Source organism: Mesorhizobium sp. B2-5-4 (genome assembly GCF_006441095.1).
Classification (GTDB): Bacteria; Pseudomonadota; Alphaproteobacteria; order Rhizobiales; family Rhizobiaceae; genus Mesorhizobium; species Mesorhizobium salmacidum.
The window spans coordinates 1-17,584 of record NZ_VFUR01000033.1 but is presented as its reverse complement, the minus strand read 5'-3'; the positions used below and the strand labels follow the sequence as shown (position 1 = coordinate 17,584).

At 62.0% G+C, this 17,584-nt stretch carries 19 protein-coding genes and 1 tRNA gene; 6 read left to right on the top strand and 14 right to left on the bottom strand.

The genetic code is table 11. The features are described from left to right. Positions 1 to 37: 37 nt before the first annotated feature. The 9 genes from era to rpoZ form a co-directional block, all read right to left on the bottom strand. A complete protein-coding gene (era, locus tag FJ492_RS27135; protein WP_027144185.1) occupies positions 38 to 958 on the bottom strand; it encodes a GTPase Era in 921 nt (306 codons plus the stop codon). After that, entirely contained in the window at positions 955 to 1,680 is a 726-nt protein-coding gene (rnc, locus tag FJ492_RS27130) for a ribonuclease III (RefSeq protein WP_140505997.1), read from the bottom strand. Before rnc ends, era begins: the two co-directional genes overlap by 4 nt. Positions 1,681 to 1,684: 4 nt before the next feature. After that, the gene (lepB, locus tag FJ492_RS27125) at positions 1,685 to 2,434 is read right to left on the bottom strand and encodes a signal peptidase I (RefSeq protein WP_027144187.1); all 750 of its coding nucleotides are present in this window, start codon (positions 2,432 to 2,434) and stop codon (positions 1,685 to 1,687) included. A gap of 78 nt (positions 2,435 to 2,512) precedes the next feature. Next, positions 2,513 to 2,926: a holo-ACP synthase gene (gene acpS / locus FJ492_RS27120; protein ID WP_015318576.1), complete on the bottom strand. Its 414-nt coding sequence runs from the start codon at positions 2,924 to 2,926 to the stop codon at positions 2,513 to 2,515. Beyond that, positions 2,923 to 3,522, bottom strand: coding sequence for a DUF2062 domain-containing protein (locus FJ492_RS27115; protein ID WP_140746702.1), 600 nt, complete (start codon positions 3,520 to 3,522; stop codon positions 2,923 to 2,925). The genes acpS and FJ492_RS27115 overlap by 4 nt, the downstream gene beginning before the upstream one ends. A 261-nt stretch (positions 3,523 to 3,783) precedes the next feature. Beyond that, entirely contained in the window at positions 3,784 to 4,164 is a 381-nt protein-coding gene (locus FJ492_RS27110; protein WP_181165874.1) for a VOC family protein, read from the bottom strand. 10 nt (positions 4,165 to 4,174) lie between these two features. Continuing rightward, entirely contained in the window at positions 4,175 to 4,753 is a 579-nt protein-coding gene (pyrE, locus tag FJ492_RS27105) for an orotate phosphoribosyltransferase (RefSeq protein WP_140506003.1), read from the bottom strand. Between the two features lie 24 nt (positions 4,754 to 4,777). Next, positions 4,778 to 7,006, bottom strand: a complete 2,229-nt coding sequence (locus FJ492_RS27100) for a bifunctional (p)ppGpp synthetase/guanosine-3',5'-bis(diphosphate) 3'-pyrophosphohydrolase (protein WP_027144191.1) — start codon at positions 7,004 to 7,006, stop codon at positions 4,778 to 4,780. Positions 7,007 to 7,139: 133 nt separating this feature from the next. Continuing rightward, positions 7,140 to 7,541, bottom strand: a complete 402-nt coding sequence (gene rpoZ / locus FJ492_RS27095; RefSeq protein ID WP_027144192.1) for a DNA-directed RNA polymerase subunit omega — start codon at positions 7,539 to 7,541, stop codon at positions 7,140 to 7,142. A 323-nt stretch (positions 7,542 to 7,864) separates the two neighbouring features. Here rpoZ and FJ492_RS27090 point away from each other — a divergent pair, with 323 nt between their 5' ends. Both FJ492_RS27090 and FJ492_RS27085 read left to right on the top strand, forming a co-directional pair. Continuing rightward, entirely contained in the window at positions 7,865 to 8,446 is a 582-nt protein-coding gene (locus tag FJ492_RS27090; protein ID WP_027144193.1) for an NYN domain-containing protein, read from the top strand. An 11-nt stretch (positions 8,447 to 8,457) separates the two neighbouring features. Then, entirely contained in the window at positions 8,458 to 9,114 is a 657-nt protein-coding gene (locus tag FJ492_RS27085) for a uracil-DNA glycosylase (RefSeq protein ID WP_140746705.1), read from the top strand. A gap of 33 nt (positions 9,115 to 9,147) precedes the next feature. On the opposite strand, the gene FJ492_RS27080 is transcribed toward FJ492_RS27085, so the two are convergent. Beyond that, entirely contained in the window at positions 9,148 to 9,621 is a 474-nt protein-coding gene (locus tag FJ492_RS27080; protein ID WP_015318584.1) for an Lrp/AsnC ligand binding domain-containing protein, read from the bottom strand. A 137-nt stretch (positions 9,622 to 9,758) separates the two neighbouring features. Here FJ492_RS27080 and FJ492_RS27075 point away from each other — a divergent pair, with 137 nt between their 5' ends. Further along, entirely contained in the window at positions 9,759 to 10,682 is a 924-nt protein-coding gene (locus FJ492_RS27075; protein ID WP_140773322.1) for a DMT family transporter, read from the top strand. 61 nt (positions 10,683 to 10,743) lie between these two features. Here the strand turns inward: FJ492_RS27075 and FJ492_RS27070 are convergent, their stop codons facing one another. The 3 genes from FJ492_RS27070 to dapA all read right to left on the bottom strand — a co-directional run bounded on the left by FJ492_RS27070 (position 10,744) and on the right by dapA (position 13,128). Beyond that, positions 10,744 to 11,445: a GH25 family lysozyme gene (locus FJ492_RS27070; RefSeq protein WP_140773320.1), complete on the bottom strand. Its 702-nt coding sequence runs from the start codon at positions 11,443 to 11,445 to the stop codon at positions 10,744 to 10,746. 74 nt (positions 11,446 to 11,519) lie between these two features. After that, positions 11,520 to 11,999 carry an SsrA-binding protein SmpB gene (gene smpB, locus FJ492_RS27065; RefSeq protein WP_027144197.1) on the bottom strand — a complete coding sequence of 160 codons (480 nt, stop codon included), beginning with the start codon at positions 11,997 to 11,999 and terminating at the stop codon, positions 11,520 to 11,522. Positions 12,000 to 12,246: 247 nt separating this feature from the next. Continuing rightward, a complete protein-coding gene (gene dapA / locus FJ492_RS27060) occupies positions 12,247 to 13,128 on the bottom strand; it encodes a 4-hydroxy-tetrahydrodipicolinate synthase (RefSeq protein WP_140506241.1) in 882 nt (293 codons plus the stop codon). A gap of 350 nt (positions 13,129 to 13,478) precedes the next feature. Between dapA and FJ492_RS27055 the strand changes: the two genes are divergently transcribed. Both FJ492_RS27055 and FJ492_RS27050 read left to right on the top strand, forming a co-directional pair. Continuing rightward, positions 13,479 to 15,509, top strand: coding sequence for a lytic transglycosylase domain-containing protein (locus tag FJ492_RS27055; protein ID WP_140773318.1), 2,031 nt, complete (start codon positions 13,479 to 13,481; stop codon positions 15,507 to 15,509). 108 nt (positions 15,510 to 15,617) lie between these two features. Then, positions 15,618 to 16,508 (top strand): alpha/beta hydrolase, encoded by an 891-nt coding sequence (locus FJ492_RS27050; RefSeq protein WP_140717122.1) that lies wholly within the window; start codon positions 15,618 to 15,620, stop codon positions 16,506 to 16,508. Between the two features lie 265 nt (positions 16,509 to 16,773). Here the strand turns inward: FJ492_RS27050 and FJ492_RS27045 are convergent, their stop codons facing one another. Beyond that, positions 16,774 to 17,079: a phospholipid-binding protein gene (locus FJ492_RS27045; protein ID WP_281408180.1), complete on the bottom strand. Its 306-nt coding sequence runs from the start codon at positions 17,077 to 17,079 to the stop codon at positions 16,774 to 16,776. A 327-nt stretch (positions 17,080 to 17,406) separates the two neighbouring features. Between FJ492_RS27045 and FJ492_RS27040 the strand changes: the two genes are divergently transcribed. Continuing rightward, positions 17,407 to 17,497, top strand: a tRNA-Ser gene (locus FJ492_RS27040). Positions 17,498 to 17,584: the final 87 nt, after the last annotated feature.

The window sequence follows — 17,584 nt, the reverse complement described above, 5'->3', positions numbered from 1 at the left end:
CTTTCCCGAAAACGGCGCTCACTTCTCGGGATCACGCCTAGTGAGGAAACTCCAACCCCATCTCGCGATAGCGCTCGGGGTCGTCGCCCCAATTCTCGCGCACTTTCACGAACAGGAACAGGTGCACCTTCTGCTCCAATATGCCTGATATTTCCATCCGCGCGGCCTGCCCGATGGCACGGATGGTCTCGCCCTTGTGGCCGAGCACGATCTTCTTCTGGCTGTCGCGCTCGACAAAGATGGTCTGGTCAATGCGCACCGAACCATCCTTCTTCTCTTCCCATTTCTCGGTCTCGATGTGCGAGGAATAGGGTAGTTCCTGATGCAGCCTGAGATAGAGCTTCTCGCGGGTAATCTCGGCCGCCAGCTGGCGCATAGGCAGGTCGGAAATCTGATCTTCCGGGTAGTACCAAGGGCCGGCCGGCAGCGCCTGGGCCAAGTAGTCGAGCAGGTCCTTGCAGCCGGAGCCGGTCAGCGCCGAGACCATGAAGGTGCGCTGGAACGGCACTTTCTCGTTCGCTGCCGCGGACAGGGCGAGCAGCGCCTCATGCTTCACCCGATCGACCTTGTTGAGGATCAGCACCATCGGCTGGCGCACATCCTTCAGCCGTTCGAGGATGGCATCGGCGTCGCCCCTGATGCCGCGCTCGGCGTCGATCAGCAACAGCACGATATCTGCATCCTTGGCGCCGCCCCAGGCGGTGGTCACCATCGCGGTGTCCAGCCGCCGCTTGGGCTTGAAGATGCCCGGTGTGTCGACAAAGACGATCTGCGCGTTGTCGTGCGTGGCGATACCGCGCACGATGGCGCGTGTCGTCTGCACCTTATGGGTGACGATCGAGACCTTGGCGCCGACCAGTTGGTTGACCAGCGTCGACTTGCCGGCATTGGGCGCGCCGATCAGCGCGACGAAGCCGGAATGCGTGACAGGAGCGGCTGCGGTGTCTTCGGCGGTCATGCCGCACTCCCTTCATGAACCCAGACGCCCTCGCGAACCAGAAGGGCAGCAGCGGCGGCCTGTTCGGCCTCGCGCTTGGAGCGGCCGCTGCCGGTTGCCGGCTGAAACGCGCCGACCTTGACGCTGACGGTAAACAGCGGATCGTGATCGGGGCCTTCCCGGCCGTCGATCTGATAGGCGGGAACAGCACTCGCCGCCTGATGCGCCCATTCCTGCAATTCGGTCTTGGCGTCGCGGCGCGCGGCACCCGAGGCCCGCGAACGCGGCTGCCAGTATCTATGGATGAATGCGCGGGCTGCTTCCAGACCACCATCGAGATACAGCACGGCGATCAGCGATTCCAGTGCGTCGGCGCGCAGGTTGACGCGCTTGCGTCCCTCGAGCCCGCGCACATCCGACCCGGCACGGATCAGGTCCGGCAGCCCGATATCTTCGGCGATGTCAGACAGCGCCTCGGCATTGACCAACGCATTGAGCCGCAGCGACAACTCCCCTTCCGCGGCATCGGGAAAGGCAGCTAGCAGCATATCGGCGACAACAAGGCCAAGAACCCGGTCGCCGAGGAATTCGAACCGCTCATAATCGGCGCCCGCATTGGCGCCTCGCGCACTGGCATGGGTAAGCGCACGCTGCAGGCGCTGGCGGTCGGCAAAGGCATGGCCCGTGCGTTCCGCAAGCGCTTCGGCGAGCGCATCGGCGGTCAACCTTTTTGGTGCCGCCATGACCCTAGTTGACGAAATGGAACAGGCGCGAGGCGCGCATCAGCGACGGCCATTTCCAGATTTCGAGCGGGCTTGCCTTGCCGGCGATCGAGAAGAAGACAAGGTTGGCGCGGCCGACCAGGTTCTCGGCTGGAACGTAGCCGACGGTGAAGCGGCTGTCGGCGGAATTGTCCCTGTTGTCGCCCATCATGAAATAGTGGCCGGGAGGCACGTCGAATTCGCGGGTGTTGTCGCCAATCGAGTTCGGCGACAGGTCCAGCGTGTCGTAGCTGACGCCATCGGGCAGCGTCTCGCGATAGACATCGATCGGATAATCCTTTTCCGTGATGTCGGGATTGTCGATCTGGCCGGTCTTGACGCGCGGCACGCCGACGCCGTTGATGAAGACTTGGCCATCCTTCATCTGGATCTTGTCGCCGGGCAGGCCAATGACGCGCTTAATATAGTCGACGGACGGATCCGGCGGGAACTTGAATACCACCACGTCGCCACGCTTGGGCTCGGAGCCCCAGATGCGGCCCGAGAAAATGTCCGGTCCAAAAGGCAGCGAATAGCGTGAATAGCCGTAGGACCATTTGGTGACGAACAGATAGTCGCCTTCCAGAAGCGTCGGCCGCATGGAGCCCGACGGGATCGAGAACGGCTGGAACAGCAGCGTGCGAATGACCAGGGCGAGCAAAAGCGCCTGGACGATGACGCTGACGGTTTCGCCAAGCCCGCCGGATTTCTTCTGGGATTTTTCAGCCACGCTCATGTCGTCCTCGATTGTGCGTTGGATGGTATAGAGTCTCGGCGCGCGCTCGGCAACGTCAATGCCGGTCGTCAGATGCAATCAATGTGGCGCTTCTTCGACCGGTAGCGCTTCTATGATCACAAAGGCTTGAGCGAGCGGGAAATCATCCGTGATGGTGAGGTGGATCGCTGCCCGATGACCTTGCGGCAGGATCTTTTCCAGCCGCGCCAGCGCTCCGCCGGTCAGCGCCATCGTCGGCGCACCGCTGGGCAGGTTGACGACACCCATGTCACGCCAGAAGACCCCTTGCGCCAGACCGGTGCCCAGTGCCTTGGCGCAAGCCTCCTTAGCGGCAAAGCGCTTGGCGTAGGAAGCCGCGCGGGCGCGCCGGTTCTCCGAACGCGCCTGCTCCACCTCGGTGTAGATCCTCTGGATGAAGCGCTGGCCATGACGCTCAAGCGATTTCTCGATGCGTGTGATGTCGATCAGGTCGCTGCCGATGCCGATGATCATTGGGTGGCGGAACCGATGCTTCCGCCGGGATGAGGCGAATGCTCACGGCGTCTCGCGCGCTCTGCCAGCCGCTTGCGCCTCTGTTCGCGGAAGACATTCATGCCCCAGCGCGTGATGCCGTAGAATACCAGGCCGAACACGAGCCCGAGCGGCACCGCCCCGATCAGCATGGGCTCCAGCACGGGATGCCATAGTTTGGCGAAGGAAAGCTTGTGCATCATCTCGCCCAGATGCGCCGGCGGGCCATGCGTAGGCAGGCGATCGTGCAAGATGAGCTTGCCGGTTTCCCAGGACGCGCCCCACAAGAGCGGAAAGGTCAGCGGATTGCCGAAAAACACGGCTCCGAGAGCCGCTGCCACCAGATTGCCGGCGATCACCCAACACAGAACGGCGGCGATGATGAAGTGGAAACCGACGGGGAAGAACGAAGCAAAGACACCTGCCGCGACGCCAGCCGCCACCGCATGCGGGGTGGCCTTCAGCCGCAGGATGCGCTTGGAGAAATATTGAAGCGAGCGCGAAAACGAACGGCGCGGCCACAGATAGGTGCGCACCCGCTCGAAAAGACCATCAGGTTTGCGACGACGAAAAAGCACTCTCTTCCTATTCCCGACAATTCACAGCTTACAGGCCCGCTATTTCCAGCCGGGCTTCGACCACCACATCTTGCGCTTTACGGTCGCCAGAAGGCAATCGCGACTTTGATATAGCCATCCGCAACCCCGACAACAACTGGAGGCCGACCGCGCAGCGGCCGCACCGCCAAATTCGGGTAAGTCCGTCTTCTCCAACATCGGACAATCGCGGCGAATTTGAGAAGTGGTTTCGGCTAATTGTCGCAGCCAATGATCGCTATGCTACCGCAGGTACTGGCTGACTTCGACAAGGTTGCCATCCGGATCGCGGAAGTAGACCGACATCATTGGCCCCTGCGCGCCGATGCGTTCGACCGGCCCGAGTTCCACCGTTACGTGATTGGCCTCGAGGCCGGCAAGGAATTCATCGAGCGGCCGGTCGGTGATCAGGCAGAAGTCACCGGATCCGGGCGTCGGCGACTTCGCCTTCGGCTCGAAGGTGCGGCTGATCTCGTGGACATTGATCTTCTGGTTGCCGAAGGCAAGTGCCGTAGGCCGGCCCGGCGTGTCGATGCGTTCGAAGCCCAGCACGCGCTGATAAAAGGCGCAGGTCGCGTCGAGCGATGCCACCGTCAGCACGAAATGATCGATACCGACGATCAATGCGACCTCCTCAGATGTTGCGGCTGCCGGGCTTGATGGCCGGGATGGCGGCAAGCTCCGGCGGCAATCTGTCCGGCGGATAGGCTGGGACCTCATATTCGGCAAGCGCGATCAGCGGCACGCCGACATGGGTCTTGCCGGCCGATCGGTCGATGATGCAGGCGGCCGCGACCACCTCTGCACCAAGGGCGCGCAGGCAATCGATGGTTTCGCGGATCGACAATCCGGTGGTGACGATGTCCTCGACGATGACGACGCGCGCGCCCCGGTCAATCTCGAAGCGCCGCAGGCGGAACTCGCCCCCTTCCCGCTCCACCCAGATCGCCGGCACGCCAAGGTGGCGCGAAGTTTCGTAAGCCGGGATCAGCCCGCCGATCGCCGGCCCGACGATATAGTCGATCTTGCCTGGGATCGCGGCGCGGATCTTCTCGGCCAGCGCCTTGCACAGCCGCTCGGTCTTGTCGGCATGCATGAACACCCGTGCCTTCTGCAGGAAGACTGGACTGCGCAGGCCCGACGTCAGGATGAAATGACCCTCCAGAACAGCGCCAGCCTCACGGAATATGCCCAGCACTTCGTCGGTATTCATCTCGTCCCCCATGGTCGGCTATCGCTAGCCGTTGACGCGCCGCGCATCGCTGACGCTCGAATTGTCCTTGAGCTGCGACAGCAGCCGGTTGAGATGCTTCAGGTCCCAGACTTCGAGATCGATCAGCATTTCGGTGAAATCGGGCGCGGTGCGCACCATCGACAGCGTATGGATGTTGGCGTCGTTGGAGGCAACGACTTGGGCGATGTCGGCAAGCGAGCCCGGCGCGTTGATGGCGGTGACCGAGACGCGCGCGGGAAACCGTTCCTTGGTGCGTTCGTCGATGTCCCAACGTACGTCGATCCAGCGCTCCGGCTGGTCGTCGAAAGCCTGCAGCGCCGGCGACTGGATCGGATAAATGGTGATGCCGGTGCCCGGCTGGACGATACCAACGATGCGGTCGCCAGGGACCGCGCCTTCCGGCGCGAAGCGCACCGGCAGGTCGCCGCGCACACCACGGATCGGCACCGCGCCGGCGCCTGGCTGGTCCTTGTCCTTGCGCGCGGCCCGGCCCGGAATCTGGAACAGCATGCCGGCGGCGTTGCGGATCTTCGACCAGCCCTCCTCGCGCTGTTTGGGAGCCGCGGGGGTGACGCGCTCGTCCTTGTAGTCAGGGAAGACCGCCTTCATGACATCGGTGGAAGCCAGTTCGCCGCGACCGACGGATGCCAGCACATCCTCGATGTCCTTGCGCGCCAACCGGTGCAGGACGGGCTTCAGGCTTTCCTTGGTGAAGGTCTTGCCGGCTCGTTCGAAGGCACGCTCCAGGATACGCGCGCCAAGGCCGGAATACTGCTTGCGGATCGCATTCTTGGTAGCGCGGCGGATGGCGGCGCGCGCCTTGCCGGTGACGACGACCGATTCCCACGCGGCCGGCGGCACCTGCGCCTTGGAGCGGATGATCTCGACCTCGTCGCCATTCTTCAATTCCGTCATCAGCGGCATGATGCGGCCATTGACCTTGGCGCCGACACAGGTATCGCCGACATCGGTGTGGACGGCATAGGCGAAATCGATCGGCGTGGCGCCGCGCGGCAAGGCAATCAGCATGCCCTTCGGCGTGAAGCAGAACACCTGGTCCTGGAACAGCTCCAGCTTGGTGTTCTCGAGGAAATCTTCCGGGTTGTCGCCCTCTGCCAGCTGCTCGATGGTGCGCCGCAGCCAGGCATAGGCATTGGTCTCCTTCGAGATCGCGTGCACGGCGCCGTTCGTCTTGCCGCCAGTGTCCTTGTAGATCGAATGGGCGGCGACACCATATTCGGCGATCTTGTTCATCTCGCGGGTGCGGATCTGCAGCTCGACGCGCTGGCGCGAAGGACCGACGATGGTGGTGTGGATCGAACGGTAGTCGTTCTGTTTCGGCGTCGAGATGTAATCCTTGAAACGGCCGGGCACCATCGACCAGGTGGTGTGGATGGCTCCCAGCGCGCGATAGCAGTCTTCGACAGAGTCGACCACGACGCGGAAGCCGAAAATGTCGGACAATTGCTCGAAGGACAGCGCCTTGGCCTCCATCTTGCGGAACACCGACCACGGCTTCTTCTGCCGGCTTTTGACGCCGGCCTTGATGGCGTGTTTCTCGAACAGGCCCGAAAGAGCCTTCTCGATCTCGGACAGCACATCCTTGTTGCGCTCGAAGATTTCGGCGAGCCGGGCGGTAACGGCGCGATAGGCTTCCGGATTAATGAAGCGGAAGGCTATCTCCTCCAGCTCCTCGCGCATGCCTTGCATGCCCATGCGCCCGGCCAAGGGCGCATAGATGTCCATCGTTTCCTCGGCGATGCGCAGGCGCTTGGCCTCCGGCATATGGTCGAGGGTGCGCATGTTGTGCAGGCGGTCGGCGAGCTTGACGAGGAGCACGCGGACATCTTCCGAGATCGCCAGCAGAAGCTTGCGAAGGTTTTCCGCCTGCTCCGCCTTCTTCGACACGAGGTCGAGCTTCTTCAGCTTGGTCAGCCCTTCGACCAGCTTGCCCATTTCTGGACCGAACAGCTCATCGATCTCGGCCCTGGTCGCCGTGGTGTCCTCGATGGTGTCGTGCAGCAGGGCGACGGCGATCGTGGCCTCATCCATATGCATTTCGGTGAGGATGGCTGCGACTTCGAGCGGATGCGAGAAATAGGGGTCGCCGGAAGCGCGCTTCTGGTGGCCATGCTTCTGCATGGCGTAGACATAGGCCTTGTTGAGCAACGCCTCGTTGACGTCAGGCTTGTAGCGCTGGACGCGCTCGACAAGCTCATACTGACGCATCATGGGCTAAATCTCTCGGCGATGAAATGAATCATGCGCCGCACTGCTGTACGGCGCATGTCATAGATAGCCACGAAACCGCCGGGACGGAAGTGCCGGAAGATTGTTCCAGCGACCGCCCGGAACGGAGGCCGGCTTAGTAGTCGTCGCTCTTTTCCGGGGGAACCAGACCTTCGATGCCGGCCAGCAGGTCTTCCTCGGTCATGCGATCGAAGGTGACGTTGTCCTCGGTGTCGTCCGCGTCGGCGGCAGCAACGGCACCGCCAGTCTGGTCGGCGATCACTTCACCATCGGCTTCGGGCTCGTCGACCTCGACATGCTTCTGCAGCGAATGGATCAGATCTTCCTTGAGATCGTCGGGCGACAGCGTCTCGTCGGCAATCTCGCGCAGCGCGATGACCGGGTTCTTGTCGTTGTCGCGCGGCACGGTGATCTGTGCGCCTTGGCTGATCTGACGAGCGCGGTGGCCGGCTAGAAGCACCAGCTCGAAGCGGTTGTCGACCTTGTCGATGCAATCTTCAACGGTTACGCGGGCCATGGATTGCCCCTTTCATGCCTGGATGTAATGGAAAACAGGCGCGGTCCATAACCCGAACAGCGCCAAAATACAAGCATCATGGCAATGCGTGCCCACAGGGCACTCAGTCTCAAATATCGAACTCCCGATCTAGCAAAGCCGGCCGGGTCCAGGGCTCGGCGCCGCGATCACAATTGCTTGCAGTGCGCCACATGCCCTTGGATTGCCACCAAACTGGCGTTATCTCGGTTTGTCCAAGGTCGGCCGGTTTATTATGAGCCTGACCGATAGTCGCTACCACATTTCGTTTAGACGGCCGTTTTTTTTCGAAAAGGACTATTTCCATGTTCGATCCCCGTGAAAAAATCGCCCTGTTCATCGACGGCGCCAATCTCTACGCCACATCGCGCGCGCTCGGGTTCGACATCGACTATCGCAAGCTCCTGGCGAGCTTCCACAAGCGCGGTTACCTGTTGCGTGCCTATTATTACACCGCGCTGGTCGAGGACCAGGAATACTCCTCGATCCGGCCGCTGATCGACTGGCTCGACTATAACGGCTTCAAGGTGGTGACCAAGCCGGCCAAGGAATTCACCGACTCGACCGGCCGCCGCAAGATCAAGGGCAATATGGACATCGAGCTCACCGTCGATGCGCTGGAACTCGCCGACGTCGTCGACCACTATGTCATATTCTCCGGAGACGGCGATTTCCGCACGCTGGTCGAGGCGCTGCAACGGCGTGGCCGCAAGGTGTCGATCGTCTCGACCATGGCCTCGCAGCCGCCGATGATCTCAGATGACCTGCGCCGCCAGGCGGACCATTTCATCGACCTGGCGACGCTGAAGAACGAAGTCGGCCGCGATCCCTCGGAGCGGCCCGTAAGGCGGCCCGAACCGGCTGAAGTCGATGAGGACGACTACTGAGGCCGGTCGACTTGACCGCCCTCCCCGCTGCCGAACCCAGCCGCGACTGCCCACTCTGCCCGCGGTTGCATGATTTCATCGCCGAATGGCGGCAGCGCGAGCCGTCATGGTTCAACGCGCCGGTGCCGACCTTCCTGCCATTGGGCGGCGAAGATACCGTCCGGCTTCTGATCGTCGGTCTGGCGCCTGGCTTGCGCGGCGCCAACCGCACCGGGCGCCCGTTCACCGGCGACTATGCCGGCGACCTGCTCTACTCGACGCTGATTGCCCACGGCTTCGCACGCGGCGAGTTCAAGGCGCGGCCCGATGATGGGCTGGAGCTCGTCGGCACGGCGATCACCAACGCGGTGCGCTGCGTGCCGCCGGAGAACAAGCCGGTGGGTGCGGAGATCGCCACATGCCGGACATTTTTGGTGCCGACTATCGCTCGCTTTCCCAACCTGCGCGCCGTGCTGGCGCTGGGATCGATCGCGCACCAGTCGACCGTGCGGGCACTGGGCGGGCGCGTCGCCACCTATCCGTTCAAACATGGCGGCCAGTTGGAAGCCGGCGGCATCATGCTGTTTTCGAGCTACCATTGCTCGCGCTACAACACCAATACCGGTGTGTTGACCGAAGACATGTTCGTCAGGGTGTTTGGCGAGATCGCGGCATTCCTGAAGAACTGAGCTCTCGGATACCGTGCGGTCTCCGGTGCCTGCTCACACCGGCAGCAAGGCATCCGGCTTCACGTCGCCGATCGAGGCATAGGTATGTGTCTCCTTCACCCCCGGCAGTGGCAGGATGACGCGTTTGAGAAAGTCCTGATAGTCGGCCATCTCGGCAATGCGGGCCTTCACGAGATAGTCGAAGCCGCCGACGACCATGTGGCATTCCAGGACCTCGGGCGCCTTTGCGACCGCCTCGGCGAAGCGGTCAAAGATATGCGGGGCCGCGTGATCAAGCCGTACCTCGATGAAGACAAGCATGCCGCGGCCAATCTTTGCCGGATTGAGCACCGCCCTGACGGCGGTGATGAAGCCATCGCGAAACAGGCGTTTCACGCGCTGGCTGGCGCCGGTCGGCGACAGGCCGACGCGCGCTGCCAGGTCGAGCGTGGTGCGGCGTCCATCTTCCTGCAGCAGTCGCAGAAGACTGCGGTCGACGGCGTCCAGGTCGACTGGTTCAGGATTCACGTTCAAGCCATCCTATTTGCGTGAATTACACTTCAAATTGTAAAAAACAGCGTATTTTGTCGCGGCCATTTCGACAATAGGCTGCGCTTCATCGCAACTGTCTCCTCCTGGCGACATGAACATCCGGCGGAACCGACATGGCGGACGGACGAGACACCGGAGACACAAGACTGGCGGTGATCGCCGGCCTTGTCATGATCGCCATCTATGCAGCGCAGTTCGTCGCCGCCCGCTTCAGCCTCAGGGAGCATCTGACGGCCACCGACATGGCCAGCCTGCGCTTTGCCGGTGCCGGCGCGGTGTTCCTGCCGATCGTCTGGAGGCGCGGCCTGGCCACCATGAAGGCGCTGGGCTGGCGGCGTGGACTGACGTTGGCGGCACTGGCCGGATTGCCCTATCCACTGATCATCAACTGGGGCCTGACCCACGCGCCCGCCGCCCATGCCGCGGCGCTCTGCCCGGCCTCGATCGTGTTCTTCTCGTTCCTATTGTCGCTGTTCAGGGAAAGCGCGTCGCGTCGGCGGATCATTGGCGTCGCCACGATCATCACCGGCTTGTTGCTGTTCATAGCGCCGGCGCGCACCGGCGCCAGTGATGTCCTGTTCGGCGACCTGCTGTTTATCGGATCGGGCGCGATGTTTTCCACACATGCCATTCTTGTGCAGCGATGGCGTGTCGACCCGGTCACGGCGACCGCGAGCGTCGTGCTTTTGTCCTGCCTGCCACTGCCACTTCTCTATGTCTTTGCGCCAAGCGGCCTCCATGCCGCCGCAGGCGCCGAAATCGCCAGCCAGATCGTCATTCAAGGTCTTCTCGCGGGCGCTGCCGCGATGTTCCTCTATACTTACATTGTCGACCGATTGGGCTCGCAGGCTGCATCGCTGTTCCTGCCGGGTGTGCCGGTCGCCACCGTGCTGGTCGGCATGGTCGTGCTTGGCGAGACCCCGCTGGCTATCCAATGCGTGGCCATCGCCATCATGGCCGCCGGGATGGGTTATTCGGCGATGGGCCGACGCGGCACCAGGGAAAAGCTGGCTGTCTCGACATCAGCTGGAACGTGAATGGTTTCAGGGGCATGGCAGGCTTCTGAAGAACCAGCCGGCATCGGATCGGGTCTGTCCATCAAGGTGTGGAGGCAAGCAGAGCCGCCAACTTCTCCGGCCCACCCTGCAAAACGTTCAGGTCGACGTCCCCCTCTATGCCGTCCACGCGCCCGCTGTTGTGGTACTGCCAGTAGATCCAGTCACGGCGGTCCGGTTCCATGAGCAGCGAGCGTAGCCAGGGTGGGCGAGCGGCGATTTGCCCAGCATAGGCAGCCTCGGCTTCATCCGTCAGATAGATGATCGCCGGCTTGCCGAAGGCAGCCTCGACAGGTCCAAGGAAATCCTTCAGTTCCGTATTCAGTTGCTCGGGTGACAGGCGCTGCGGACAGTTGCCCCCGAACTCGATGTCGACGACCGGCGGCAGCAATGGCTGATCGTGCGGAACCGCCGAGATAAAGTTCCTGGCCTGATCGGCGCCCGGCCGGCAGAAGGTGAAGAAATGATAGGCGCCGACGGCGAGCCCGGCGGCGCGGGCCTCGCGCAGATTGCCGGCGAAGGCATTATCGACATGGTCGCCGCCTTCAGTCGCCTTGATGACGGCGAAAGCCACATCGTCGGCGGCAACACGCCGCCAGTCGATCTTGCCCTGATGATGGGAGACGTCGATGCCCCTGACCGGATATCGGTCGCGGTCGGGAGAGTAGGTGCGGAAATAGGCCACGGCAATGACACATGCCAGGGCAAGATTGGCCAGGCCCCAGAGGACAATCCGCTTCTTCAAGACCATCCCCTGTTGGACGTGCCGGTTGTTCGACGTTGAAAACCCGACCGTGACTTTTCCAGGCTATCTCCCGATCACCCACGTTCCTTGAGCAGCCGGCCCTTTTCGCGCGACCAGTCGCGTTGCTTCTCGGTCTCGCGCTTGTCATGCAGTTTCTTGCCGCGGCCAACTGCAAGCAGCAGCTTGGCGCGCCCTTGGTCGTTGAAATAGATTTTCAGCGGCACCAGCGTCATGCCTTCGCGGTCGACGCTCTGCGATAGTTTTGCCATCTCGCGCTTGTTGAGCAGCAGTTTGCGGCGCCGGCGCGGCTCGTGGTTGAAGCGATTGGCCTGCAGGTATTCCGGCAGATAGGAATTGATCAGCCAGATCTCGCCGCCTTCGACCGAGGCATAGCTGTCCTGGATGTTGGCCTGGCCCTGGCGCAGCGACTTGACCTCGGTTCCGGTCAACACCAGGCCTGTCTCGATCGTGTCGAGCACTTCATAGGAAAACCGCGCCTTGCGGTTTTCCGCAACTGTCTTGTTGTTGGGATCGGCTTTTCTGACTTGGTTCATAACGTCTAGAATCCGTTTCGAAACTCGCTCCTGCGAGTCAGATGATGGTGCTACTAGAGCGCCGCGCGTTTTTTAACGCGCAAAGGACGCTCTAGAAATCCGACTTTGCGCATGGTCCTTTCCGAAAGCGAAGTGCTTTCGGGGCCACGCGCCGAACCGGAGCGGAGCGTACATATAGTACGCGAGCACCGGAAGCGCAGGTGGCGCCTTCAGATGGCCGCAGGAGTAGAGTTTCCAAACGGACTCGTTAATTAATCAAGCGGGCGTGCTTCATGGCCGCATCGATCTTTTCGGCCGTCGACTGCTCGATGGTGACCAGCGGCGAACGCACGACGTTCTCGACCTTGCCCAGCTTCGACAACGCGTATTTGGCGCCGGACACGCCGGGCTCGATGAAGATCGCCTTGTGCAGCGGCAGCAAGCGGTCCTGCAGTTCCAGCGCCTTGGCGCTGTCGCCGGAGAGCGTCGCTTCCTGAAACTCGGCGCACAGCCGCGGCGCAACGTTCGAGGTCACCGAAATACAGCCGACGCCGCCATGCGCGTTGAAGCCGAGTGCTGAGGCATCCTCGCCGGAAAGCTGGATGAAATCCTTGCCGCAGGTCATGCGCTGCTCGGACACGCGCTCGACCTTGCCGGTCGCATCCTTGACGCCGACGATGTTCTTGAAGTCGTGCGCCAGCCGGCCCATCGTTTCCGGCGTCATGTCGATCACCGAGCGAGGCGGGATGTTGTAGATGATGATCGGCAGGCTGGTCGCCCTGGCGACGGCGGCGAAATGCTCATACAGGCCGCGCTGCGTCGGCCTGTTATAATAGGGCGTGACGACCAGGGCTGCATCGGCACCGGCCTTTTCGGCATATTGCACCAAACCTACCGCTTCCACGGTGTTATTGGAGCCAGCGCCGGCGACGACAGGCGCCCTGCCCTTGGCCACCTCGATGCAGACCTTGACGACATGGCGGTGCTCGTCATGCGACAGCGTCGGGGATTCGCCGGTGGTGCCTACCGGGACAAGGCCCGTGGTGCCTTCGCCAAGCTGCCATTCGACGAACGCGCGAAAGGCTTTCTCGTCGAAACGCCCGCTCTTTTCGAACGGTGTCACGAGCGCAGTAAGCGAGCCTCTCAGCATGTCGTCCAACTCCTTGGGACTTCTTGGTTCACGCATGTCGCGGTCCCAAAACCGGTATCCACTTTTGGGCGACATGCACTTTGTCGGTTATGCATGTCGCTGCCCCAAAACCGGTATCCACTTTTGGGCGACATGCATCGGTGTTTTGTCGTGCGCGCCTTCTAACCGAAAGCGAAGCGGCGCACCATAGTCTCGACATTGTTGCGCGGCAAGCATTGCCATGGTGCCAGCAGGCGTAATTCGAACGGCCTCGACAACCCTTTGTTTACGAGCCCTTCACGACCTAAGCTTAGGCTTCAAGGCTTCTTTGCCCGCAGGTAAAATGCTGGATTAAGGAAAGACACGAAATCATGCCGCCCAGTCGGCCCCACCTGTTCGCGCTTCTTGGCGCCATCGCCGCGCTGATGCCCGGCGTGGCGATCAGCGGCAGCGTCGATGTGCGGGTCACCTCGGCCATCCCGATGCCTGGTGTACAGGACAAGGCGCAACAGGACCCTTCACCCGCCGTCACGATCCTGAAAAGCGGACTGGATGCGCTGGCGGCTGGCGATATTCCCGGCGCGCGCGGTGTGCGCGATGCGCTACCCGCACAATCGCTCGACCAGCACATATTGGCCTGGGCGATCGCGCTCTACGGGGGCGACAAGGTTCCGAGCGGCGACATCGCCACGGCCGCGAAGATGCTGCCCAACTGGCCGGGCACCGTTGCATTGCGCAAGAACAGCGAGCGCGCACTCTATCGCGAGAACCCGGCGGCGGATGTCGTCGTCAAGGCATTCGACGGCAGCCAGCCGCAGACAGTCGAAGGCGTGATGGTTCTCGCGCGCGCCTATGTGTCGTCGGGCAACGCCAAGGCGGCGCGATCGGTGCTGTCGCCGTTCTGGCGCACCGCGATCCTGGAAGCCAAGGACGAGACGGCTCTGATCAAGGAATTCGGCAGCCTTGTTCCCGCCGCCGATCACCGTTTTCGCATGGAGCGCATGTTCTATGCCAACCGGGTGAATTCCGCCTTGCGTGTCGCCGGCCTCGCCGGCGCCCAGCAGCTTGCCGACGCCTGGGCGGCGGCCGACAAGGGCGACAAGAATGCTGCCAAACTATTGAAGACTGTGCCGGTGGCGCAACGCTCGGCCGGCTATTTCTTCGCGCAGGCCGAATATCTGCGCAAGCAGAAGGATTTTGCGGGCGCCGCGACAATTGTCATGAAAGCGCCGGCAGACCGGGAATCCCTGGTCGATCCGGATGCCTGGTGGGTCGAACGCCGGGTGCTGTCGCGCGAACTGGTCGACCAGGGCGACATGAAGACCGCCTACAAAATAGTCGCCACGCATGCCGCCGAAAGCGCGGCCAATGCGGCGGAAGCCGAATTCCATGCCGGCTGGTATGCGCTGCGCGGCCTGAACGATCCCAAGCTCGCGGCGACGCATTTCGCGCGTATCGCCGACCTTGCCCAAGGGCCGATGACCCTGTCGCGCGCCTATTACTGGCTCGGCCGCGCGGCGGAAGTCGGTGGCCCCGGCAATGCCAAGGACTATCTTGGGCGTGCGGCGACCTACGGCACGACGTTTTACGGCCAGCTAGCCGCCGAACGCGTCGGCCGGCAGGCGCTCAACATCGTCTATCCCCAGCCAAGTGCCGCCGACCGGCAGAACTTTGCCGGCCGCGAGGCCGTCTCGGCCATCAAGCGCCTGCAGGAGGCAGGCTACGACCGTTATGCCGAAACGCTCTATCGCGACCTTGCCGGGCAGTTGACCAGCCCGGGTGAACTGGCGCTGCTCGCTGTCCTTGCCGAAAAGCAGGACAACCATTTCATGGCGCTGAAAATCGGCAAGATCGCCGGGGCGCGCGGCATCGATGTCGGCGCGCTGTCGCATCCGCTCGGCGTCATCCCCGATTCGGCCAATATTTCCGGTTCGGGCAAGGCGCTGGCCTATGCGATCGCCCGCCAGGAAAGCGAATTCAATATCGGCGCCGTATCCAGTGCCGGCGCACGCGGACTGCTGCAGCTGATGCCGGGAACCGCCAAGCAATTGGCGAAGAAGGCCGGATTACAGTTTTCGCAGACCAGGCTGACTACCGACGCCGGCTACAATGCAACGCTTGGGTCGGCGTTCCTCGGCGAACAGCTCGATCGCTTCAATGGCTCGTACGTATTGACCTTCGCGGGCTACAATGCCGGCCCGACCCGAGCCAGCCAGTGGGTGGCGAAATACGGTGACCCGCGCGGCAAGGACATCGATGCGGTGGTGGACTGGATCGAGCGGATTCCCTACACAGAAACAAGAAGTTACGTGCAGCGCGTGATGGAGAATTACGAGGTCTACAAGATGCGTATTTCCGGCAAGTACGACATCGTCGGCGATCTCGTGAACGGGCGCGGCTGAGGCTCTTGCCCTCGCCTTGCGAGGAGAAGGAGGAGCCTTTCCCGTTTGACCCTCCGGCGCTCCGTCTGTAGCAGTCGTGGACGATCCTTCGGCTAAAGAGCCCGTCCCATGTCGAGCAATCCAGATTTCTCCGACTTCTTCTATGCGGCGCCAGATGGGCTGAGACTTCACGCGCGCGTCTATGGCGAAGCGAATTCCGCACATTGGCCGGTCGTCTGTCTGCCTGGCTTGACACGTAACGCGCGGGATTTTCACGAGCTTGCGCTCCATCTCTCGACGCGATCCGCCCTTGCGCGTAAGGTCGTCGCTTTCGACTACCGCGGACGCGGGCAGTCGGCCTACGATCCCGATGTCAGCCACTATAATGTCGGCATCGAAGCCGGCGACGTCCTTGCCGGGCTGGCGGCGCTCGGCATCGAACAGGCGGCCTTCATCGGCACCTCGCGCGGCGGGCTGATCATCCATGTGCTTGGCGCGATGCAGCCGGCGGCGCTGAAAGCCATCGTGCTCAACGACATCGGGCCAGTGATCGAACCCGCGGGTCTCGCTCACATCCAGTCCTATCTCGAACGCGCACCGAAGCCGAAAACCCTCGCCGAGGCGATGGCTGCCCAGCGCAGCGTTCACGGCCAGGATTTTCCAGCGCTAACCGAGGGCGACTGGACGCGGATGGTTGGGGCGCTCTACCGTGAGACGGATCAGGGGCTGTTGCCGGATTTCGACCCGGCCCTGATCGACACGCTGGCCGGCGTCGACGTCACCAAGCCGCTGCCGGATCTGTGGCCTCGGTTCGACGCGCTGGTCACCGTGCCGTTGCTTGCCATAAGAGGCGGCAATTCAAAGCTTCTCTCCGACGCCACGCTTGAAGAGATGAAAAAGCGCCATCCCGGCATGGAGGCGATCACGGCCGACGGCCAGGGACACGCGCCCTTCCTGGAAACCGGCATTTTGCCGGAAGAGATTGCTTCCTTCCTCGATCGGGCTGAGAACGGCCATTGATCAGCTAATCAAGGCTAAGCAGGTTCTGCAAAAGTGTCCCATGGTTTTGCGATCACAACCTGCGAATAACAAGAGAATCTAAGCAGACTTTCGTGGGGCACCCCACGAAAGTCTGCTTAGCGTTTCGATAAGACCAGCGCTCCGTTAGAGCCTCCAGATTTCAGGTCAACTCGACCTGAAATCCAATTCCTCCTCTAAATCAAAGAGATAGAGCATCGGCCGAAACCGCCTCACACTTTTCGGCATCATGCTCTGATACTGTGCCCTACGGAAAGCGCTTTCTTGCCTTCGCCGTCCCGACAGTTTTACCGTTGACGTCTAGTGCCTTGACAGTGAATTGGTAGGTATGCGGCGACGGGGGACAGGGTCCTCGGTATGAAAACGCGCCATAAGGCAGGGCCTCTCCGGAATACGCCACCCTACCGCCGCCGTGCGCAAAGTCCGGCGCGTCCAGGTCAGACATGCGAATGTCAAGTTTTAGCGTCCCGGCTGGGACACCAGCAAATTTCATGGGCGGTGACTTACTGTCGAAGCACTTCTTGGTTGGGCCCCACTCCACCGAAACCGACATTCCAGCGTGAGCCAGCGGCGTTCAACAACGATCGTACCGGCGAAAGGGCCGTTCGTCTGCTATCCCCCACCGTTGTTGCACAAATGATACGATTTGGCCTCACTCAGAAAGCTCTCGTTAACCATCGGGGCCGCCGCAACCGCTTGTTTCCAGCCGAATCCGGCGATCGGAGGACGGAATTATGGCGAGGTCGCGAGTCGCCAGCCAGGGAATTGCCGCAGATCCGCCGCATCGAGCAAAGCCGCGATCCGCTGCGCTCTTATTTTTCCATATAATGACGCGGGCTTGTTGATTGTGCCGCCGCTTTTCTTTATCCAGCGGCTCAACGGAGAGGTGGCCGAGTGGTCGAAGGCGCTCCCCTGCTAAGGGAGTAGAGGTCAAAAGCTTCTCGTGGGTTCGAATCCCATCCTCTCCGCCATCCTGCTTCGGGTCCGTTCCGGACACATAGGTTACGGTTTATACCGGAGACATGGGTAACACTTTTGGCCCGAAGGGGTTTTGGAGT